Source organism: Zongyangia sp. (genome assembly GCF_965361945.1).
The window spans coordinates 1-20000 of sequence record NZ_CBDTOK010000093.1 but is presented as its reverse complement, the minus strand read 5'-3'; the positions used below and the strand labels follow the sequence as shown (position 1 = coordinate 20000).

Below are 20000 nucleotides of genomic sequence, written 5' to 3'. Positions count from 1 at the left end.
GCTGTATGGCATTGTACGCCCCAGTTTTGGATAGTATGTGAATAAGGGTGAAAAAAATGCGAAAATTATTCTCCCAGTTTCTCGCCTTTTTTGAGGTGATATCCCCGAAGAAAATCCGCTGACGCCATTCTTTTCTTTCCCTCCAAGGCGATTTCCAGAAACTCCACGGCCCCGTCTCCGCAACCGACAATGAAGCGCTTTTCATCCAACACCTCTCCCGGCTGCCCGGTATACCCCGGGATTTCCTTGGCGGCATAGACCTTGAGCACCTTGCCCCGAAGCTTTGTGAAGGCCACAGGCCAGGGATTGAGCCCCCGGACCAGGTTGTGGATTTCTCTTCCTGTCTTTTGAAAGTCCAGAAGCGCCAGCTTTTTATCCAGCATGGGCGCATAGGAGGACGCTTCATCCTTTTGAGGTTCTCTGGGTACATCACCCTTTTCAAAAAGGGAGATGGTCTCCATCAGACATTGGGCGCCCAGTTTTTCCATCCGCTCATAGAGTTCTCCGGAGGTTTCATCCTCCCCGATAGGGATGGATCTTTTGAGGATCATGTCCCCAGTGTCCAGCCCTTCCCCCATAAACATGGTGGTAATGCCGGTCTCCGGTTCTCCATTGATAACGCTCCACTGGATGGGGCCCGCTCCCCGATACTTGGGCAGCAGGGAACCATGTACATTGACACAGCCAAGCTCCGGAATCTCCAGCACCGATTTGGGCAGGATCTTGCCATAGGCGACTACCACAATAAGCTGCGGGGCAAGCTGACGCAGCTGGGCTACAACCTCCTCATCCTTGAAGGTCTTAGGCTGAAATACAGGCAGCTGATGCTCCATGGCCAGCTCCTTCACCGGCGAAAAGGACATCTGGTAGCCTCTTCCTTTCGGCTTATCCGGCTGGGTATAGACTCCCAGGATCTCATGTCTCCCATCGATCAGGGCCTGTAAACAGGGCACCGCAAAATCCGGCGTCCCCATAAAAACAATCTTCATCTTTGCTCCTCCCCCGTTTTTCAAGGAGGCTAATCCTCCTGCATCATCCGGACGGCAATGTCCTTAAACAGACGGCCGTTGAGATGGTCAATTTCATGGCACATAGCGCGGGCGGTCAATTCACTGCCCTTGAGGACGATTTTTTCTCCATATCTATTTTGGGCCGCCACCTTTACATGCATGGGGCGCACCACGATGCCCGCTTCCCCAGGACAGGACAGGCAGCCTTCCGGGCCCTCTTGTTTTCCCTTTTCCTCGATGATCTGGGGATTGATCAGCTCGATGAGGCCGTCTCCGGTGTCAATGACCACTGCCTGGCGGAGCACGCCAATCTGGGGAGCGGCAAGGCCGGCTCCGTCGGAGGCGTACATAGTTTCCGCCATATCGTCCAGCATGGTCCAAAGCCTCTGGTTAAAATCGGTGACAGGACGGCATTTCTTCCGGAGAACGTCGTCCCCTTCCAGTACAATTTGTCTGATTGCCATGGTTTTTATCTCCTTTTTCTTTTTTATCTATTGATTGGAGTCAAAATATAGATCGGCAAAGACGGACACATCGGAAACTTCCTTTTCCTTGCCCATTTCTATGAGAAGCTCGCTGATCATCCTTCGGAACTTTTCATCATTTCTACATTTGATGATCACACGGTAACGGTATTTGTTGCTCACCTTTAGGACACCAAAACCGGTGGGGCCTAACAGCTTGATGGGCAGATTCTCGTAGCCGTGGCCGACCTTGTATTTTAGCCTTTCAACAAAACCCCCTGCTGCCCGGATCACCTGGCTTTCCCGCTCTCCCGAAAATCCCACCGAACAGATGGAACAAAAGGGCGGGTAGAGCATCACTTTCCGGCTGAGGATCTCCTCGTCAAAAAAGCGGTCGTAATCCTGGGCCGCCGCCATCTCAATCACCGGATTTTCCGGCGTATAGGTCTGGATGTAAGCGGTGCCCGGCAGCTCGTTTCTCCCGCATCGGCCCACCACCTGGGTCATTAGGCCAAAGGCCCGTTCATAGGCTCGAAAATCGGTGGAGTAAAGTGCCTGGTCAATGGAGAGGACCGCTACCATGGTCACCTTAGGGAAATTGAGCCCTTTGGCCACCATTTGGGTGCCAATCATAATATCATACTGCCCCTCCCGGAAGGCGTCAAAATTTTTCTGGTAGGAAAACTTTGACATGGTGGTATCCATATCCATCCGCAGAACGCGGGCTTCCGGAAGAAGCTCCCCCAGCTGTTCCTCTGCCTGCTGGGTGCCAGCCCCCCGAAAGCTCAGGTGATCATATCCACACTGGGGGCAGGTGCTGGGGAGTTCTTCACTATAGCCACAGTAGTGGCACATCAGCCGGGAGTTGGCCCGGTGATAGGTCAGGGAAATGCTGCAATGGGGGCATTTCCATACATTTCCACAGCTGGGGCACCGTACGCTGGTATGATAGCCCCGGCGGTTGAGCAGCAAAATCGCCTGCTCGCCCCGCTGGAGGGTCTTTTTCAGTGCGTCGAGGACAGTGGAGCTGTAAACAGAAGTATTGCCCTCCATCGCCTCCCCCCGCATGTCCACAATATAGGTATTGGGAAGCTTTGCCGACGCATAGCGCTTACGAAGGGTCACCAGATGGTATCTGCCCATCTTGGCAAAGTAATAGCTCTCCACCGAAGGGGTGGCGGAACACAATAATAACATGGCCTCATGGAAAGCACACCGGACCTTGGCTACATCCCGGGCGTGAAACCGGGGAGAGGATTCGGATTTATAGGTATGCTCCTGCTCCTCATCCATGACGATCAGACCGATATTTTCCAGGGGGGCAAACACCGCGCTACGGGTGCCTACCACCACCTGAACCTCTCCCCGGCGGATGCGTTTCCATTCATCCAGCCGCTGCCCCATAGAAAGGGCACTGTGAAGGACGGCCACATTATTGCCAAAGCATCGGTGGAAATGTTCCACCGTCTGGGGGGTCAGGGAGATTTCCGGCACCATGACGATGACCGTCTTTCCGTCGGCAATGACCTGCCGGGTCAGCTTGAGGAAAACAGAGGTTTTTCCGCTTCCCGTTACCCCATACAGCAGGGCGGTGCTGTATTTCCCTTCTCTATAAAATCCAGAAAGCTGGTCATAGGCTTTTTGCTGGTGTTCTGAAAGCTGTATTTCCTCATCGGAGGGAGGTGTTATCACTTCATAGGGCCTGCGGTAGACCTCCCAGTCCAGGTATTCCACCACACCCTGATCCCGCAGGCGATCGGTGACCGCCCGGGTCACCGCGCAGAAATAGCCGATTTCCTTGATGGAAGCGGTTTCCACCTCCAAGAGGAAATCCACCACCGCACGTTGTTTCGCGGTCAGCTTTTTCTCGCTCAGTTCCTCCGGTCCCATCGAGAGGCGGACCATCACCACCGTCTCGTCCAGAACCTTCCGTCGCACATCTTCTATCTGGGCGATCAGTCCCGTGGATTTTAACCTAGCAATGATGGAGCCGACATCCCTATAGCCCAGATCCCCCTTGATCTTCTGCTCACCGACACCCTGCTTATGATTTTTGATATAGGTGTAAATCTGGGTTTCCTCCGCAGATAGGCCGGCTGCTTCCTCTGCTAAGGGATCCCGCACCGCCATGTAGCGAGGCCGTATCTCATAGCCTAGCCCACCGGGGATGACACAGCGCAGAGCGTCAAACCAGGTGCAAAAGGTGCTCTCTTTGAGCATCCGCATAAGCTTTTGCATTTCCTCGGTGAGTACCGGTTCTTTATCAATCACCGCGCTCACCGGTTTGAGAAACTTCTCCCGTTCCCGCTTTTCCCAGCCCAGGACAATCCCCTGGCGTTTTCGGTTGCCCTTGCCAAAGGGCACCAGCACCCGGCAGCCTACCAGGTTCTGGGCTGTCTGAGCCTCCGGCGGGAGATAATCGTATAATTTATCAAAATGAAAAGCAGCTTTGTCCACTGCAACTTTCACAACGTCCACCACAGCGATGACAAGCCACCTCCGTTTATGCTATTGAATTGGAACAAAATCCCCGCTGCACTATAAAGAGAGAAGGCGATCCAAGATCACGTCGGCTAAATCCTCCTTGCTCATCATAGGCAGCTGTTCTGCCCCCTGCTCTGTCAACAGGGTGGCAACGTTGGTGTCCACCCCAAATCCAGCGCCCTGCTCTGTCAGGGAATTGGCCACAATCATATCCGCGTGCTTGGCCCTCAGCTTCTTACCGGAATTCTCGATCAGATCCCGGGTTTCCATCGAAAAGCCGCAGACCACCTGGCCCGGTCTTTTATGACTCCCTACATACTGTAGGATATCCGGGTTTTTCACAAGCCGGACGGTCATAACGTCCTCTCCGGTCTTCTTGATTTTGTCCTGCGCCTGGGTCTCGGGACGAAAATCCCCCACAGCGGCAGTTTTGATGATAATGTCGCTTTCCTCCATATGGGATTTGACTGCCTCAAACATATCCAGGGCACTTTTGACATCAATCCGCTCCACTCCCGCAGGTGTGGGCAGGGATACAGGCCCCGCCACCAAGGTAACCTTGGCGCCCCGCTGGGCGGCCCGGCGGGCCACGGCGAACCCCATCTTCCCGCTGGAATGGTTGGTGATATAGCGGACTGGATCCAACGCCTCCTGGGTGGGGCCGGCAGTGACAAGCACCCGCTTACCCGCAAGATCTTGCTTTGCGCAGAGAAGCTCACAGATCCTCTCGAAGATTTCCTCCGGCTCGGCCAGCCGGCCCCGGCCTGTATCTGCACAGGCAAGACGGCCGACGCCCGGCTCCACCATCTCCACCCCAAGGTCGCGCAGGGTCTCTATATTCCGCTGGGTCACCGGGTTTTCATACATTCCCGTATTCATAGCCGGGCAAACCAACTTTTTGCAGGAGGCCGCCAGCCATGTGGTGGAGAGCATATCGTCAGCAATTCCACAGGCAAACTTTGCGATGATATTGGCAGTAGCGGGCGCTACCACAAACAGTTCCGCCCGTTTGGCCAGAGCCACATGCTCTACATTCCACTGAAAATTCCGGTCAAAGGTATCGGTAACACACTTTTGTCCAGAAAGGGTTTCAAAGGTCAGAGGGGCCACAAATTCCATCGCATTGCGGGTCATGATCACATGGACCTGCGCCCCCGCTTTCGCCAAGGCACTGCAAAGATAGGCGGCCTTATACGCGGCAATCCCGCCGGTCACCCCCAAGACAATGGTCCTACCCTCCAGCTGTTTCATGGCCGTCCTCCTCTGAATTATTCAATATCCTTGCCGATATCCGGCGGCTCTACCATCTTGTACTTGTTGTTGGTAAATTCCTCTACCGCCAACTGTACCGGTTTTTCCACCAGGATCTCATGATTTTCCTCCGCCTCCTCGGCAATCTGCCGGGCACGTTTGGCCACAGCCACTACCAGAGAGTAATAGCTTTGCCCCGGTTTTAAAATATGGGCTGTCAACGATGGTTTAAGCATCCTCCAACACCTCTTCCACAAATTCTTTCATATGGCTCATGCTGCACTTTTGAGCGCAGACGATGGCTTCCAGTTTTTCCAATGCATTGTCGATGGTGTCGTTGATGACCACATAGTCATACTCGTGCGCCATGGCAATCTCCGCATGGGAGCGCTCCAGACGGCGGCGGATCGTCTCGTCATCCTCGGTCTTGCGGTCCACCAAACGGTGGGTCAGCTCTGCCATGTTCGGAGGCATGATGAAAATAAAGATAGCGTCAGGACAGCTTTTCTTGATTTGCATAGCGCCCTGGACCTCTATCTCCAGGATGACATCATGTCCATCCTCCAGCATCTCTTTCACCGGTCCACCTGGGGTCCCGTAGCGGTTGCCGCTGTAGGTGGCGTATTCTAACATTTCATTTTGTTCTACCTTTTTCTCGAATTCCTTTTCTGTCAGAAAATAATAATGAACTCCATTGACCTCTCCCATTCTGGGCTGACGGGTAGTTGCCGAAACGGACAGCCGGGTATTGGGGTTCTTCTCTAAATAACTGCGCAATACCGTTCCCTTGCCCACGCCGGAAGGCCCGGAGAGTACAATCAACAAGCCTCTTTTATTCATCTTCATCCATCTCCTCATCGTCGTCATCGTCGATCAAGCGGTTGGCCACCGTCTCCGGCTGCACCGCAGAAAGAATTACATGGTCACTGTCGGTAATAATAACAGCCCGGGTTCTTCTTCCGTAAGTGGCGTCGATTAAAGAGCCGCGATCACGGGCATCCTGAATAATCCGCTTGATGGGAGCGGATTCGGGACTGACGATGGCCACCAAACGATTGGCGGACACCATATTGCCAAAACCAATATTAATTAATTTCATTTTATCCCCACTTTCTTTTAACAAGACACATCGGCTTCCCAGATCACAGGTAAATCCTACTCGATATTTTGGATCTGCTCCCTGATCTTTTCAATTTCCGCTTTGACATCCACTACAATCCGGGCAATATCGGTATCCTGTGCCTTGGACCCAATGGTGTTAACTTCCCGGTTGACTTCTTGAACCAAAAAGTCCAGTTTCCGCCCCATGGGGCCTCCGGCATTCAGAATCTCCCGGAACTGATCCAAATGGCTGTGCAGGCGCACCGTCTCCTCATTGACGGCCACCTTATCGGCAAAGATAGCGGCTTCTGTAATGATCCGCTGCTCGTCAAAGCGGTTATCCCCCAGCACCTCTGTCATCTTCTGGTACAAGCGGTTATAATATTCCTTCACCGTTTCCGGAGATCGCTCCTCCACCCGGCAGACCTGGGTTTCAATATAATCCAGCCGTCCTAAAATATCTTCCTTCAGCCGCTGCCCCTCTGTTTCCCGCATAGCGAGAAAGGCGGCGACGGCCTCATCCGCTACCTGCCGCACGCAGTCCCAGATAACGTTTTCATCCTCCACACTTTTGCGCACCGTAAAGATATCGGAAAAGCGGGAGATGGAAGAGAGGCTCAAATCGTCTTTCAGGTCAAATTTATCGGTGAGCTCCCGAAGTGCCTCCACGTAGGAACGGGTCAGATCATGGTTGATCTCTACCTCGGCATTGGTCCCCTCCAAAGTCAGGATGGTGACCCCCACATCCACCTTGCCGCGCGATATTTTCTGTTGCAGATAACTTTTGATCTTTTCCTCCAGGTAGCCGTATACCCTGGGCACCCGGGCAGAAAACTCGAAGAAGCGATGGTTGACAGATTTGATCTCAAAAAGGATATCCCGTCCGTCAATAATCTGCTCGCTGCGGCCGTAGCCAGTCATGCTTTTTATCATTGTCCTTTGCCGCCTTACTTTATAAATTTGAGACAAATTTTTATTCAGAATAAACTATACCAATCTATATTTTACTATTTTTAAGCCTATTTTGTCAACGAAATGGGCTTTTTTCCATCTACTCTTTCTCCCGATGCCAGACCATCGTCCATTCTCTTTCTCCTGTCTGGGGATCGGCGGAGCATCGTTGCTTCTGAAAACCATTGGCCTCATAAACGGCGATCGCAGCCCTATTTTTCTCGTAGACATGCAAAGACAGCTGCGGAAAACGTTCTTTGCAGCAGCGGATAAGCCTGGTGCCGATTCCCTTGGATCGATGCTGTGCCGCCACAAAAATCCCGGCAATATAGCCCTCCTCTACAACTCCAACAAACCCTTGAATCTCCCCGGCCTCTTCCCAGAGCAGCACGGTAGCTTGTTCCAGCGCATCTCCTACCTCTTCCCGATGCTCCCTCCAATAGTCCGGCGGGATAAAAGGATGGGCCTGTAGATTCCCCGCAAGCCAGATATCCAACACCTGGCTGCGGTAAAATTTGTCATAGGCTATCATGGACATGGCCTTTTCCTCCCATTCACTTTCCCTGTGGATAATAAAAGCGCTCCGGCAAAACCGGAGCGCGTCTTTGCAAAATCTTACACGGGATGTACATTGTTTGCTCTGTCGGCATGAGCGGCATCCACACCGTACTTTTTGTCGCGGCGTTTCTCGAAGAACTTGGTAGCAACCTGTCCGAACTGAGCATAGCTGAGGATATCCTCTTCCTGTTCGTAAAGTTCCTGAGGAAACTCTGCCCTGATCTTGTCCAGTTCCGGCTCCAACAGATCGGCGGGACGGCAGTCGATGGGCTCTGCATCGCCGATGATCTTCTTGCGGAAGGCAGGATCGATGGCAACCGGAGTTTTACCGTATTCGCCACGAACCAAGGCTTTAAACTCCTTGGTGATCATCTTGTAGCGTTCACCCATGATGACGTTAAAGACAGCCTGGGTTCCTACAATCTGAGAGGTCGGAGTAACCAGAGGCGGATATCCAGAATCTTCACGAACTCTTGGTACCTCCTGGAGCACCGCATCCAGCTGATCCTCTTTGCCCGCCTGTTTCAGCTGAGAAATCAGGTTGGAGAGCATGCCGCCCGGCACCTGATACAGCAGGGTGTTGGCGTCGACGCCCAGCACCTTCGGATTGAGCAGCCCATTTGCCAGATATTTCTCCCGGAGCTTGACGCAATGCTCACGGACCACATTGAGTTTTTTCAGATCCAGGCCGGTGTCATATTCCGTACCCTGAAGAGCTGCCACCATAGTTTCGGTGGGAGCGTGGGAAGTTCCCAACGCCATGGGAGACATAGCGGTATCGATAATATCGACACCTGCCTCAATGCCTTTGAGCAGGGCCATGGAAGCCAGGCCGGAGGTGTAGTGGGTATGCAGCTGAACGGGGATCTTCACCGTCTCCTTGAGGGCTTTCACCAGATCATAGGCCATCTTGGGGGTAATCAGGGCCGCCATATCCTTGATGCAGATAGAGTCAGCGCCCATATTCTCCAATTCCTTGGCATAGTTTACATAGTATTCAATATCAAACACAGGGCCCAGCGTATAGGAAAGAGCCGCCTGCAGGTGGGCGCCTTCCTTCTTGGTTGCCCGTACGGAAGCTTCCAGATTTCTCTTATCGTTGAGGGCATCGAAAACACGGAGAATGTCAATGCCGTTGGCAACGGATTTCTGTACAAAGTACTCTACCACATCGTCAGCATAGTGACGGTAGCCCAGCATATTCTGTCCACGATAGAGCATCTGTATCTTGGTATTCTTCATGTAGCTTCTGATCACCCGAAGCCGCTCCCAAGGATCCTCGTCCAGGAAGCGCAGGCAAGCATCAAAGGTAGCGCCGCCCCAGGCTTCTACCGAATAAAAGCCCACATCGTCAATGGCTTTGAGCATCGGCTTCATATCTTCAAGGGTCATACGGGTGGCAATCAGGGATTGATGAGCATCACGAAGAATGGTCTCGGTAATTTTTACTTTTGCCATAATGTCAACCTTCCATTCTGCCGCTGCGTGCCGGCTGGTTTCAGATTGCCCCGCTCCCGTTCCACGCAGACGACCACAGGAGCCTGTCCTCTCCGGAGTACGCCCCGGAGACAGGGGCAAAAGGGGAAAACGGCCCAGTTCCGTTCCCCTGGTGGAATCTTAGTCCAGTGTAGCGATGGGATCGTTGGAGTTGACCGTATCGCCTTTCTTGACGCTCAGGCTTGCAACGGTGGCGTCACAGGGAGCCATAATCTCATTTTCCATCTTCATTGCCTCCAGAATGACAATAACATCACCTTTGGCAATCTTCTGACCCACAGAAACTCTTACATCCAGGATGGTACCAGGCATAGGTGCATTGATCTTGATGCTGCCTTCGGTACCAGGAGCCGCAGCGGGAGCCGGGGCTGCTTCAGGTGCCGGTGCAGGGGCAGGTGCTGCCGCAGGGGCGGGAGCGGGAGCCGGAGCCGCCGCAGGAGCAGGTGCTGCCGCAGGGGCGGGAGCCGGGGCAGCAGCAGGCATAGGAGCGCCTGCCGCAATCTCTTCAACAGCAACATCATAAGCCTGTCCATTTACAGTTATATTAAATCTTTTCACAATAAGTCCTCCCTTTTCTGTACGCAATCCAGCCGCAATTACATGGGCATATTGCTGTGTTTTCTCGGCAAATGGGTCACTCTCTTACCAGCCAGCATATCCAGGGTGGAAAGAAGTACGTCCCTGGTTGCCGCAGGATCAATGACATCTTCTATATAACCGTCTGCCGCCGCAGTAAGGGCGGAAGCGGTTGTCTCCATATATTCTTTTTCTACCGCCGCTCTGTCATGGTCGGCAGTAATTTCACCACCATGGGCAAATGCCACAGCGGTCTTAGGCTCCAAAGCGCTGATAACAGCGGAAGGCCATGCCAGGGTGACATCGGCGCCCGCATTGGTTCCAGCCAGCGCTATGTAAGCGCTTCCGTAAGCTGCACCGGTGATGACACTCACCTTTACACAGGTGGCCTGGGCATAAACATGGGCCAGCTTTGCGCTCTCCCGAATCGCACCGGCAAGCTCTGTCTCGCCATTGGCCTCAAAGCCCTCGGTATTAACAAAAGTAACTACCGGTATCTGATAAGCGTCACAGATGCTGACTAGACGAGCCATCTTGGCACAGTCAGCAGCGGAAAGCTTGCCGCCCTTGGTAGCGACAACACCGCAGGTAAAGCCGCCCAAGGTTGCCAGCGCCGCAATAGAACCTGCGCCGAAATCCTTCTGGATCTCCACAACGCTGCCTGCATCAAAGACCCCTTCCACAATGGCCATGGTATCTGCTTCGGCCATATTCTCACATGCAGCGCTCAAAGCAGCGGCAGCATCATTGGCGGAAAAATCACAAACGGGAGAAGCAGACAGATTGTTCAGCGGCAGGAGAGAGATCAGATTTCTCGCTGCACCGATGGCCTCCTCCTCTGTGGGGAGTACAAGGTGAGCTGCACCGGATTTTGCAGCATTAGCCGCGCTGCCGGCTCCCTCGGTGCCATCAATGCCGGCGGCACTCAGGAAAAACTCCGCCTTTTCACTCATGACAACGAAATCTGCATTGCAGGCAATCATGGCCGCAGTTCCCGCACAGGTGCCCAAGATCAAGGAGATCTGGGGGACAACGCCGGAAATGTTGCTGGAGCTCTGGAGCATATCTCCATATGCGGCCAGTGCATCATTGCCTTCAGAAAGGCGCGCGCCGTTGGAGTCGAAAATGCCGACTACCGGAGCTCCGGTTTTCTCAGCCAAATCATATACTTTTTTCACTTTAGCGGCATGGATTTTACCCACTGCACCGCCAGTTGCCTGGATGTCCTGCGCAAAGGCAAACACCGGGTTGCCGTCGATGGCGCCATAACCGGTGACAACACCTGCGCCTTCTTCTCCCACTTTGGCAAAGGCATCCAGCTCCACAAAGCTGTCCCCGTCAAAAAGAAGGGCCAGTCTTTCACGGGCCGGAGTCGACTTCACCGCCGCGGCGCGAGCATCCGCAAGAACTTTGGATCTGCTTTCGGTACTCATCTGTGTTCCTCCGTTTCTCTTACCATGAATCTAAGATGAATTTAAAAATCAATGGTCGAAATCAAAGTTACGTTTTTCGCTGCGCGCCGCCCTATTTCGGCAGTTTCTGCGCAATTTCCTCGAAAAACCGTAATCAATAATATTATATACTCTTGTTAGATAAATAACAAGGGATTTCTATCGGGTTTGTCCACATTTTTTGCCCTCTGAAAAGAATTTTTCAATGTCGATATCCTCATGGGAAAAGTCCCGGAAGAACTCCAGCGGCTGAAGGGACTCCATGGGAAATTCATCGCTAAACCGGGCCGTTTTGATTCCATGAGATGAACAGTGATTCCACGCGGCGCGGATGAGCCCGTCCCCCAGCATAGCGCCCAAACCAGGCTCGGTAAAAAGGCCCAACATAACAGCTCGTCCATCGCGGATGGCAAAAGCTGTGCCTCCCAGAACCTCCTCTTTATCAGCGGCACCGTAGCAGATGGCATCCGATGCCTGTATCCCCATTTTTTCCAGCAGCTGCGCTTTTATGCCATTGTCTTGTATCAGCTTCAGCTCGATCATCTTTCCTGCCTCCTGACATGGACCGTCTTGGCGCCAGAAGCCGCATTGCGCAGCATGATGATTTCGTTGAGCTGTAGGTAACGCCATTTTCCAGGCTGCAACATGCCCAGCTTGAGCGGCCCCACCGAAATTCTCTTGAGCCTGGCCACCTCCAGCCCCACCGCCTCGCACATTTTGCGGATCTGCCGGTTGCGTCCTTCTTTGATGGTGATGACCATCACCACCCGGCCCGGTTCCTTGGTCACCACTCTCACCTGGGCCGGCAGGGTCATCCGTCCGTCGATCTCCACCCCTTCGGCCAATTTGGCTGCCTGCTCATCGCTGAGATCGGGCCGCACGGTAACCCGATAGCTTTTAGAGACATTGTGGCGGGGATGCATCATCATATTGGCAAATTCCCCATCATTGGTCATTAACAAAAGACCCTCTGAATTCATATCCAGCCGCCCGACAGGATACACCCGGGTCCCAACATCCTTGACCAGCTCTGCTACGCACTTGCGTCCCTGTTCATCCTCCATGGTTGTGACATAGCCCCGCGGCTTATGGAGCATGATATAGATGCTTTGGCGGTTCCGGTCAAATTCCACCTTTTCCCCGTCCACCGCAACAACATCCTTGCGGACGTCGACCTTATCACCGATTTTGGCTCTTCTTCCATTGACCGTCACCCGTCCGTCGGCAATGAATTCTTCTGACTTTCTCCGGCTGGCAATCCCCGCCTCGGACAAAAATTTTTGCAGTCTTGTATCTCTCGCCATTGTTTTCCCCTTCCTTTATGCTTCGCACATAGAAGTGCTCTTCCATCATTTTCATCTGCCCGTCAGCCAGTTCCAAAGCGTTTGGAAAAATCCCGGCTTCTTCTCCGGCTGTGCTGCGGCCACCGCGTTTTTCGCCGCTATGGGTACACGACACACCTGGGCTCCGTCTAAGGTATAGATCATACTCCCCACTACATCTCCCGCCTCCACCGGAGCGTAGAGAAAGGGAGAAAGCTCCACCCGCCGTTCTACTCGGGAAAGTTCGCTTTCGTTAAGCCCGGCCTTCGGTGTCTCTGCCAGCGCGATGGATACGGCATCCCTTTCTCCGCCCACCACAGGCAATGCGGTGCAGCTCAAAGATCCGTCTAGTTCCCGCGACTGTACACGCTCAAAAAACTGGTTGTATAGGTTTTTATGGATATTCCAGTCATCGGACGCCCCCAGCGTCACACAGATAAGCCCTACTCCATCCCGCTGGACTGCCGATACCAGGCATCGTCCGGCCTCCTTGGTAAAGCCCGTCTTGACCCCGATGGTCCCTTCGTATTCGTCTAAAAGCCTGTTGTGGTTTTTCATCCACCGGGTATAGGGGGGATTGCCAAATTCCACCTGGGCCCGATAGGTCCCGCAGATTTCGGCAAAATCGGGATTTTCTAGGGCATTCTTGGCCAGGATGGCCATGTCATAAGCCGAGGAGTAATGCCCCTCTCCATCCAGGCCAGAGGGGGTGGCAAAATGGGTGTGGGAAAGCCCCATCTCCTGTGCCCGGTCATTCATCATCTGGACAAAGGCCTCCTCGCTGCCGGCAATCCGCACAGCAGCTGCCCCAGCCGCATCGTTGCCGGAGGCAAGGAGCATACCATAGGCCAAGGTGCGCAAAGTCACCTGATCCCCTTCCTGGAGCCCCATAGAGGACCCCTCCACCTGAATTGCTTTGGGATCCACCGTGAAGTACTCGTCCAGCCCTGGCTGCTCCAGGGTGATGAGAGCCGTCATAATTTTGGTTGTGCTGGCCATGGGGAGCTCCCTTTCTCCATGCTGGTCAAAGAGGATCCTCCCCGTTTCCATTTCAATGACCACCACTCCCTTGGCGTCAGGGGTATAACCCGCCGCCGTAACTGGGAGAGAAACCATCCAAAGAATTGCCGCCAAAAAGACGGCGCTTAGTTTCCTTAACATAGCAAAACCACCTGCCTGTGTTTCAGTCTATGCGCAGGGGGACTCTGCCATGCGTAAAGCCAGTGCCAGCGGAAAGTTACCGCCGGCACTGGCGCCTTTCTATTGTTCTGTTTTCTGCCCCGGCTCCTGTTGCTTTTTCTCCTCTTTGGAAAAGAGCGAAGCTACTTTGTCCACCAGATCCGGCACCATGTTGATCAACCGGTCGCCAGTGTTGCCCTGGGCTGCCAACTGCAAAAGCTTCACCTCTCCCCCCGAAACGATGAGAAAACCGATGGGGGTAATGGACACGCCGCCGCCGCTGCCGCCGCCGAAGGTCTCCTTGGGGTTCTGGGTCGGCCAGTCTGAGCCGCCGGAGCCAAAACCAAACGCCACCCTCGATATGGGAATAATCAAAATCCCGTCCGGTGTAGTGATGGGGTCGCCGATAATAGTGTTGACGTCCACCAGCTCCCGCAGTTTCTGCATAGCCGAATTCATCAGCCCTTCTATTGGATGTTCTGCCATTGTAGTGCACCACCTTGTCTTGATGATTGTTTCGCCTGTTGTTGCTTAAAAATAAACCGGAGAATCTCGACGCCGAACCCCAGCCCAATCCAGAGGGCGGCATAAGGCCGGATCTTCGCCTTGAAATGCAGCTTATAAATGTCTCCGCCCTCATACCGTGTAAAATCGGGGGCAATAGAGATGCTGCGAATTTTCAGCGTAAAAAAGTTGCGCAGGGATGCTGCTATGCCAGAGACAATACCGCAGATCCTGCTATAGCCCATGGCGGTTTCGTAGGCGTCCTCTCTGATAATTGTGGCACGAAACTGCACGTCGTAAACAGTAATTTTTCGCAGCGCTTTCTTCAGCGCCGTACCGGAGGCCTTGATCACCTCCATAATGATAGGAAAAAGGTCCTTCTTTTTCTCCTCTGGTTTCTTTGCTTCTTCCCCGCTCTTTTCCTCCTGGGGAGCTGTTTTTGCCGCCTTCTGTTTCTTGGGCTTGCGGGGCAATAACTGAAACCGCAGGAACAGATAGCCTAACTTTATGGATAAACTCTCTTCATAGGTAAAATGGAGGGTCACCGGCATCCACAACAGAAACGCCAAACATGCCAGAATTCCCAGGGTAATCCAAAGCCCTGTCATGGCATCGCCTCCTTTTACTCAGAGAGCCGGTGATTCATCGGTTCCTTGCTCCCTTGTTTCTTCCACTGTCCCGTCCTGGGCCTCTTCCTCTCTAGGCCTGGGCCGAGGCAGTTCCTCCAGGCTGGACACGCCAAAACACCGCAGAAAATTGGCAGTGGTCCGATAGGAGATGGGCCTTCCCGGAAGTTCCAGCCGTCCCGCTTCTTCCACCAGCCCTTTTTCTACCAGAGAGTTCACCACCGAGGAGCTGTCGATTCCCCGGATTTGCTCAATAAAGCTTTTGGTCACCGGCTCGTTGTAGGCCACGATGGAAAGCACCTCCATGGCCGCCTGGGACAAAGGCACATTCCGCCGGATATCCAACGCCTTTTTCACAAAGGGAGCATATTCCTCCCGGGTGGAAAGCTGATAGCTGTCAGCCAGCCGAAGGATTTGCAGGGCGCTTCCCGCCTGCTCATACTTATCCTGCAGCCGGGAAACCAGCCGGTCAACCAACTCCGTTTCCACCTCCAGTGCCTGGGAAAGCCTGTCCACGGAAATACTCTCCCCGCTGGCAAATAAAATTGCTTCCAGGGCACCTTCTAATTTACTGATTTCCAATTTAATTTTCACCGCCGTTTGTGGGTCGTATTCAGGGTAATTTCCCTGTTGTCGTCGCTGATGGTGACCCGGCCCGATTTGGCCAGCTCCAACACTCCCAAAAATGTGGCCACCAATTCCGACCGATCCTCCCCCCGCCGGAACAGGGAGGTCAAGGCCATGGTGCTCCTCTGATAGAGGTTGCGCAGGATAAAGAGAATCCGAGACGAAACGGATACCACCCGGCGGTGGACAATGCCGGAAAAGGCCGTCACCGGCGGAGGAAGCTTTCGCCCCGCTTTGCCCTGCACAGAATCATAAGCACGGAGCAGTTCTTCCGGCTGATGGGACCTGGTGTACAGAGTATCGACAGGAAGCTTGGCCGTCTCTCGGACAAACAGGTCAAATCCACAGAATTGGTCGGAAAGCTTCCCGGCAATTTCCTTTACTGCCTGGTATTCCAACAGCTCGCCGCTCAATTCTCTCTTGAGCTCCTCCTGTTCCTCCTCATGGCGGGGCAGGAGGGAAACCGTCTTAATATGCACTAGCCTTGCCGCCATCTCTAAAAATTCGCTGGCCACTTCCATATCCTGCCGCTGCATCTGCTCAATATAGGCCAGATACTGCTCTAACAGGGCGGAAATTTCAATATCATAAATGTTGAGCTTATGTTTGGCTATCAGATGCAGCAGCAGGTCTAAGGGACCTTCAAACTCCTGCACCTTAAACGAAAGTTTCTCCATCGTTAAAGAAACATCCTCCCGATCACATCCACAAAGGAGGAGAGCAGGTTGATAAAATCCATCACCTTGTCGGCCAAGAATCCCAGCACGCCATCCAGGGCGCCTACAAAGATCAGGGCAAAGAGCACCAGCACAATGTAGCGCTCATATTCCATGATTTTAAAATAGATGCGTTCCGGCAAGAATAGGGTGGCAATCCGGGAACCGTCCAACGGCGGCACGGGGATCAGGTTGAAAACCGCCAGAGATACGTTGACCCAGGCCATGGAGGATATGATGGCGAGCAGCACCTGCAAAAACCACACATTGGCCACGCCCGTAATGATAAAGGTATATGCCAAAATCTTATACAGGATGGTGAGCAATAGCGCCACCACAATATTGGAGGCCGGGCCAGCCAACGCGGAAAGAGCCATGCCATATTTTCGGTTTTTAAAATTATAGGGATTGATGGGAACGGGTTTTGCCCAGCCGAAACCGGTCAGTACGAGCAGCACCGTACCAATGGGGTCCAGATGCGCCATAGGGTTCAGGGTCATCCTTCCCTGCCAGCGGGCTGTGGAATCTCCCAATTTGTTGGCTGCCCAAGCATGGGCGAATTCATGAACCGGTAGGATGAAAAAGGCGACCAGCGCTCGAGATAAGATCTGCAATAACATCTGCTGGACACTTGCACCGCTGAAAAAAAGAGGCACTTTAACAACTCCTTATCGTCAACCGTTTTTTAGGACGGAAATCTTCCATAATTCAGTAATCTCAATATTCATTATTATACAGAAGGGGCCTTGAAAATACAAGGGAAAGCCTCTCCCTAGCGGAAACTTTACGATTTTTTAAAAAAACGTCCAGATTTTCCTCGGAAAAGGCTTGCTTTTGTCAGGGAAATCTGATAAGATACAAATGTTGACTTTCTGTTAGCACAAAGGAGGTGCAGACACATGGCTAAATGCGACATCTGCGGAAAAGGTGTCACTTTTGGAATTAAGGTTTCCCATTCTCACAGACGTTCCAACAGAGCTTGGAAGCCCAATATTAAGCGCGTTAAGGCGATTGTCGACGGTTCCCCTCGCCACATCTACGCCTGCACCCGCTGCTTACGTTCCAACAAGGTGACCCGCGCTATCTAACCATAGTCAAGCAGAAATTGAAAGGCCGATCCACTGGATCGGCCTTTTTGATTTGTTATTAAGTTTCTTCTGAAATATTTTTTAATCTATTCCCATATTTTTCTCTATTTGTTCTGATTTTCTATCTTTTTTCTTTATGAAATGTTATAATTAGTTAAATATTCATTAAGTGAGGGGATTGTTATGAAAAAACAAATCATATCCACCATTGGTATTTTTATCGCAATAGCGCTTCTGTGTATGGGGTTATTTACTAAAGTACCTCAAAAAGAAATTGATTTCACTAACTTTAACGGAAATGGTTATGAGGAATATGTTGGAGGGGATGCTTACAATATCCAGATTGAAGCCTCTTTACGTGGTGGGATAATTGCTGGAGCCAAAACATCGCGTGCAATTTATTTTTCAGGAGCTGCAATTGTCTTTTTGCTCTCGCTTTATGGCTTTATTGCCGATAACAAACATTTGGCAGATAGTGCTGAGACAGAAAACAAAACGGAATCTCGTAGTAAATTACTTGTTCCCGGTTTAAACAATTCTGAAAATGTTTCAAAGACTGATATTGTTATGCAGTCTGATGGAACTATTTTATGTCCTATGTGCAAAAAGAAAATCGACTTGGGCAGCACATTCTGTAGTCATTGTGGAACTCCCATAAATCTTCCAAAGGTGGACGACTAAAAATTAAAAAGGAATCGAGAGGATATAAAATGAGATGTAAGCAATGTGGAGAAAAAATTTCAATAACAGCAAAATACTGTAAACGTTGCGGAAATCCTGTAGAGAAACAAACCCGAAAACTGTTTGCTATTATTTTTCCCATAATTTTTTGTTTCATTTTAATCGCTATAGCTTTGGGCATTTATGTCCAATATGGCATCAATCAATATCATCAAATAAAGCAGTTGATCGAAGCCGAGAGCTTTAATGCAATTCAATTGCCAAACAACAATTATTTTATTGATACAAAACATAAAGTTTTAGAGGATTTCACCAACAAGGTAAATGAGTATGCAATTACTTCTTTGCAAGACGTTACTGAACAAAGAATCAATAAATTCACAGATTTTCGTGAATTCTATAATAAAATATCTATGACTTATAATATTACTGATAGCAATGTTGAAGCCTATATTAATGCTGTCTTAGATTTAGAAAAATATATAGATTATGTTCCCATGCAGGTGTTTTTCGAACTTGATTTTTTAGGGGATATCGAGGAAGTTACGAAAGACATTACTAAAGCCATGAATAGCCTACCATCTGAATATAGTATTAGTCTATTAAAAAATTGTGAAGGCGATCTAAAATTTATAGGTGGAGAGATAAATAATTATGTATACGACGAAGATCGGAACACAAATCCATATTTATACGATATAAGGATGGCTGTTTCATCTATAGAATATCGAGTATATCATATTTATACCCGTTCATTAGCAGATCCTAATTATTTACCATCAACAGAATTATCCGACATATTGGAAAATTTAAAAGAGATTATTGCAATTTCTGAAGAAGCAGCAGAACAAATCTCAAACGCAGGACAAGATATAGTTGCCTTACAAAAAATCGATATGGGTGATATTAACCCGAAAGGCAGTGGCTCTTTGGACACTTCTGAAAATATGGAAGTTTCTACCAAAAATAACTACATGAACTGGACCCTGTCTGACTGGTCCAGCGCCAGCCTGACAGAGCAGTCCTCCGTCCTCATGGAAATCCTGGCAGAAGTAGATACAGACGCTTCCGCTCAGGACATCGGCGCTACCTTGGGCCTTTATCTGGGCCAAGGCAAAACAGTCGGTGATTTCATTAACGACGCCAAGGCCGACCCCTCCATCATCAAGGGATTGGATGAGCTAACAACCGCTCCTTCCGACTACATGGACTGGACGCTGGCCGATTGGTCCGCAGCCTCCTCTGAGGATCAGACCGCTACCATCCTGACAGTCATTTCCGAAATCGGCGTAGATGCTTCCGTTCAGGATATCGGTGCTTCTTTAGGCTACTATCTGGGTATGGGCAAAACCATCGGCGACTTTGTCAACGACGCTAAAGCGGATCCCAGTGTGGTACAGAGCATGGATGACATTATGGCTGACCTAGAAGAGGATCTCAGTGGTCTCACTGAATAAACAATAGGATAAAAAAACAAAGCTCCCTTGAGGGGGCTTTGTTTTTTTATCCTATGAAAGCTGCCAAAGCACAGTACAATCGCTAAACGGCTTTGGAGGGATGCTCCTCCCGCCGCGGAAAAGGGGGCCTGTCCGTCGGACAGGCCCCCTTTCTATGGACTATTTGTTATCTTTTCTTTTTGCCATGAATGGCTGTCGTGCCAATTCCTACTCCTGCCAGGGCTAGAATCGCTACTCCAAGGGCAACTCCGCTGGTATCTCCAGTGTTCGGCGGCAGTTTGCCATCATCAGTAGAGTCTCCTGTTCCTCCAGCATTGCCAGAACCTGTGCTGCCACTTCCTTCCGGCCAATCCCAGTCGCCTCCGCCTACCTGGCCCTGGTTAGATCCAGGTATGCTGGTCATCGGAATCTCTACCGGCCCTTTCGCATAGCCGCACACTGTGCACTCTTCATGCTT

General features: G+C 51.4%; 24 protein-coding genes. 3 read left to right on the top strand and 21 right to left on the bottom strand.

Going from position 1 to position 20000, the window contains the following annotated elements; translation table 11 throughout:
- Positions 1-65 precede the first annotated feature (65 nt).
- The 20 genes from fmt to ACZ25G_RS06000 all read right to left on the bottom strand — a co-directional run bounded on the left by fmt (position 66) and on the right by ACZ25G_RS06000 (position 16973).
- Positions 66-989 (bottom strand): methionyl-tRNA formyltransferase, encoded by a 924-nt coding sequence (fmt, locus tag ACZ25G_RS06095; protein WP_463681866.1) that lies wholly within the window; start codon positions 987-989, stop codon positions 66-68.
- 29 nt (positions 990-1018) lie between these two features.
- A complete protein-coding gene (def, locus tag ACZ25G_RS06090) occupies positions 1019-1474 on the bottom strand; it encodes a peptide deformylase (RefSeq protein ID WP_191483117.1) in 456 nt (151 codons plus the stop codon).
- 27 nt (positions 1475-1501) lie between these two features.
- Positions 1502-3952 (bottom strand): replication restart helicase PriA, encoded by a 2451-nt coding sequence (priA, locus tag ACZ25G_RS06085; protein ID WP_463681865.1) that lies wholly within the window; start codon positions 3950-3952, stop codon positions 1502-1504.
- A 60-nt stretch (positions 3953-4012) separates the two neighbouring features.
- The gene (gene coaBC / locus ACZ25G_RS06080) at positions 4013-5209 is read right to left on the bottom strand and encodes a bifunctional phosphopantothenoylcysteine decarboxylase/phosphopantothenate--cysteine ligase CoaBC (RefSeq protein WP_463681864.1); all 1197 of its coding nucleotides are present in this window, start codon (positions 5207-5209) and stop codon (positions 4013-4015) included.
- 17 nt (positions 5210-5226) lie between these two features.
- Positions 5227-5445 (bottom strand): DNA-directed RNA polymerase subunit omega, encoded by a 219-nt coding sequence (locus ACZ25G_RS06075; protein ID WP_191483115.1) that lies wholly within the window; start codon positions 5443-5445, stop codon positions 5227-5229.
- On the bottom strand, positions 5438-6049 hold the full coding sequence (gmk, locus tag ACZ25G_RS06070) for a guanylate kinase (RefSeq protein WP_342681049.1): 612 nt from the start codon (positions 6047-6049) through the stop codon (positions 5438-5440). Before gmk ends, ACZ25G_RS06075 begins: the two co-directional genes overlap by 8 nt.
- Positions 6042-6308, bottom strand: a complete 267-nt coding sequence (remA, locus tag ACZ25G_RS06065) for an extracellular matrix/biofilm regulator RemA (RefSeq protein ID WP_191483113.1) — start codon at positions 6306-6308, stop codon at positions 6042-6044. The genes gmk and remA overlap by 8 nt, the downstream gene beginning before the upstream one ends.
- A 56-nt stretch (positions 6309-6364) precedes the next feature.
- Positions 6365-7243 (bottom strand): YicC/YloC family endoribonuclease, encoded by an 879-nt coding sequence (locus tag ACZ25G_RS06060; protein WP_191483112.1) that lies wholly within the window; start codon positions 7241-7243, stop codon positions 6365-6367.
- A gap of 118 nt (positions 7244-7361) precedes the next feature.
- Positions 7362-7799, bottom strand: a complete 438-nt coding sequence (locus ACZ25G_RS06055) for a GNAT family N-acetyltransferase (protein WP_463681863.1) — start codon at positions 7797-7799, stop codon at positions 7362-7364.
- A gap of 77 nt (positions 7800-7876) precedes the next feature.
- The gene (locus ACZ25G_RS06050) at positions 7877-9277 is read right to left on the bottom strand and encodes an oxaloacetate decarboxylase subunit alpha (RefSeq protein WP_463681862.1); all 1401 of its coding nucleotides are present in this window, start codon (positions 9275-9277) and stop codon (positions 7877-7879) included.
- Positions 9278-9436: 159 nt separating this feature from the next.
- A complete protein-coding gene (locus ACZ25G_RS06045; RefSeq protein WP_191483110.1) occupies positions 9437-9874 on the bottom strand; it encodes a biotin/lipoyl-containing protein in 438 nt (145 codons plus the stop codon).
- Between the two features lie 38 nt (positions 9875-9912).
- Positions 9913-11325 (bottom strand): carboxyl transferase domain-containing protein, encoded by a 1413-nt coding sequence (locus ACZ25G_RS06040; protein ID WP_191510070.1) that lies wholly within the window; start codon positions 11323-11325, stop codon positions 9913-9915.
- Positions 11326-11502: 177 nt separating this feature from the next.
- A complete protein-coding gene (locus ACZ25G_RS06035; RefSeq protein WP_191510069.1) occupies positions 11503-11886 on the bottom strand; it encodes a hypothetical protein in 384 nt (127 codons plus the stop codon).
- Entirely contained in the window at positions 11883-12647 is a 765-nt protein-coding gene (locus ACZ25G_RS06030; RefSeq protein ID WP_191483107.1) for a pseudouridine synthase, read from the bottom strand. Before ACZ25G_RS06030 ends, ACZ25G_RS06035 begins: the two co-directional genes overlap by 4 nt.
- 51 nt (positions 12648-12698) lie before the next feature.
- The gene (locus ACZ25G_RS06025; protein ID WP_463681861.1) at positions 12699-13826 is read right to left on the bottom strand and encodes a D-alanyl-D-alanine carboxypeptidase family protein; all 1128 of its coding nucleotides are present in this window, start codon (positions 13824-13826) and stop codon (positions 12699-12701) included.
- 99 nt (positions 13827-13925) lie between these two features.
- Entirely contained in the window at positions 13926-14330 is a 405-nt protein-coding gene (gene ytfJ, locus ACZ25G_RS06020; protein WP_342681055.1) for a GerW family sporulation protein, read from the bottom strand.
- Positions 14312-14956 (bottom strand): DUF2953 domain-containing protein, encoded by a 645-nt coding sequence (locus ACZ25G_RS06015; RefSeq protein WP_463681860.1) that lies wholly within the window; start codon positions 14954-14956, stop codon positions 14312-14314. Before ACZ25G_RS06015 ends, ytfJ begins: the two co-directional genes overlap by 19 nt.
- Before the next feature lie 18 nt (positions 14957-14974).
- Positions 14975-15556, bottom strand: a complete 582-nt coding sequence (gene scpB, locus ACZ25G_RS06010) for an SMC-Scp complex subunit ScpB (RefSeq protein WP_342681057.1) — start codon at positions 15554-15556, stop codon at positions 14975-14977.
- An 8-nt stretch (positions 15557-15564) separates the two neighbouring features.
- The gene (locus ACZ25G_RS06005) at positions 15565-16278 is read right to left on the bottom strand and encodes a segregation/condensation protein A (RefSeq protein ID WP_191483300.1); all 714 of its coding nucleotides are present in this window, start codon (positions 16276-16278) and stop codon (positions 15565-15567) included.
- Between the two features lie 2 nt (positions 16279-16280).
- The gene (locus ACZ25G_RS06000) at positions 16281-16973 is read right to left on the bottom strand and encodes a site-2 protease family protein (RefSeq protein ID WP_463681859.1); all 693 of its coding nucleotides are present in this window, start codon (positions 16971-16973) and stop codon (positions 16281-16283) included.
- A gap of 243 nt (positions 16974-17216) precedes the next feature.
- Here ACZ25G_RS06000 and rpmB point away from each other — a divergent pair, with 243 nt between their 5' ends.
- The 3 genes from rpmB to ACZ25G_RS05985 all read left to right on the top strand — a co-directional run bounded on the left by rpmB (position 17217) and on the right by ACZ25G_RS05985 (position 19543).
- Complete coding sequence (gene rpmB / locus ACZ25G_RS05995) at positions 17217-17405, top strand: 50S ribosomal protein L28 (RefSeq protein ID WP_191483301.1); 189 nt, start codon at positions 17217-17219, stop codon at positions 17403-17405.
- A 183-nt stretch (positions 17406-17588) separates the two neighbouring features.
- Complete coding sequence (locus ACZ25G_RS05990; protein WP_463681858.1) at positions 17589-18086, top strand: zinc-ribbon domain-containing protein; 498 nt, start codon at positions 17589-17591, stop codon at positions 18084-18086.
- 29 nt (positions 18087-18115) lie between these two features.
- The gene (locus ACZ25G_RS05985; RefSeq protein ID WP_463681857.1) at positions 18116-19543 is read left to right on the top strand and encodes a hypothetical protein; all 1428 of its coding nucleotides are present in this window, start codon (positions 18116-18118) and stop codon (positions 19541-19543) included.
- Positions 19544-19709: 166 nt separating this feature from the next.
- Here ACZ25G_RS05985 and ACZ25G_RS05980 read toward each other — a convergent pair.
- Positions 19710-20000: LPXTG cell wall anchor domain-containing protein (locus ACZ25G_RS05980; protein ID WP_463681856.1), on the bottom strand; the 291-nt coding region annotated here is incomplete at its 5' end.

What these genes read in the sequence shown, in the direction of transcription:
- fmt (WP_463681866.1), bottom strand. Translation starts at nt 989, where the DNA reads ATGAAGATTGTTTTTATGGGGACGCCGGATTTTGCGGTGCCCTGTTTA.
- def (WP_191483117.1), bottom strand. Translation starts at nt 1,474, where the DNA reads ATGGCAATCAGACAAATTGTACTGGAAGGGGACGACGTTCTCCGGAAG.
- coaBC (WP_463681864.1), bottom strand. Translation starts at nt 5,209, where the DNA reads ATGAAACAGCTGGAGGGTAGGACCATTGTCTTGGGGGTGACCGGCGGG.
- ACZ25G_RS06075 (WP_191483115.1), bottom strand. Translation starts at nt 5,445, where the DNA reads ATGCTTAAACCATCGTTGACAGCCCATATTTTAAAACCGGGGCAAAGC.
- gmk (WP_342681049.1), bottom strand. Translation starts at nt 6,049, where the DNA reads ATGAATAAAAGAGGCTTGTTGATTGTACTCTCCGGGCCTTCCGGCGTG.
- remA (WP_191483113.1), bottom strand. Translation starts at nt 6,308, where the DNA reads ATGAAATTAATTAATATTGGTTTTGGCAATATGGTGTCCGCCAATCGT.
- ACZ25G_RS06060 (WP_191483112.1), bottom strand. Translation starts at nt 7,243, where the DNA reads ATGATAAAAAGCATGACTGGCTACGGCCGCAGCGAGCAGATTATTGAC.
- ACZ25G_RS06055 (WP_463681863.1), bottom strand. Translation starts at nt 7,799, where the DNA reads ATGTCCATGATAGCCTATGACAAATTTTACCGCAGCCAGGTGTTGGAT.
- ACZ25G_RS06050 (WP_463681862.1), bottom strand. Translation starts at nt 9,277, where the DNA reads ATGGCAAAAGTAAAAATTACCGAGACCATTCTTCGTGATGCTCATCAA.
- ACZ25G_RS06040 (WP_191510070.1), bottom strand. Translation starts at nt 11,325, where the DNA reads ATGAGTACCGAAAGCAGATCCAAAGTTCTTGCGGATGCTCGCGCCGCG.
- ACZ25G_RS06035 (WP_191510069.1), bottom strand. Translation starts at nt 11,886, where the DNA reads ATGATCGAGCTGAAGCTGATACAAGACAATGGCATAAAAGCGCAGCTG.
- ACZ25G_RS06030 (WP_191483107.1), bottom strand. Translation starts at nt 12,647, where the DNA reads ATGGCGAGAGATACAAGACTGCAAAAATTTTTGTCCGAGGCGGGGATT.
- ACZ25G_RS06025 (WP_463681861.1), bottom strand. Translation starts at nt 13,826, where the DNA reads ATGTTAAGGAAACTAAGCGCCGTCTTTTTGGCGGCAATTCTTTGGATG.
- ytfJ (WP_342681055.1), bottom strand. Translation starts at nt 14,330, where the DNA reads ATGGCAGAACATCCAATAGAAGGGCTGATGAATTCGGCTATGCAGAAA.
- ACZ25G_RS06015 (WP_463681860.1), bottom strand. Translation starts at nt 14,956, where the DNA reads ATGACAGGGCTTTGGATTACCCTGGGAATTCTGGCATGTTTGGCGTTT.
- ACZ25G_RS06005 (WP_191483300.1), bottom strand. Translation starts at nt 16,278, where the DNA reads ATGGAGAAACTTTCGTTTAAGGTGCAGGAGTTTGAAGGTCCCTTAGAC.
- rpmB (WP_191483301.1), top strand. Translation starts at nt 17,217, where the DNA reads ATGGCTAAATGCGACATCTGCGGAAAAGGTGTCACTTTTGGAATTAAG.
- ACZ25G_RS05990 (WP_463681858.1), top strand. Translation starts at nt 17,589, where the DNA reads ATGAAAAAACAAATCATATCCACCATTGGTATTTTTATCGCAATAGCG.
- ACZ25G_RS05985 (WP_463681857.1), top strand. Translation starts at nt 18,116, where the DNA reads ATGAGATGTAAGCAATGTGGAGAAAAAATTTCAATAACAGCAAAATAC.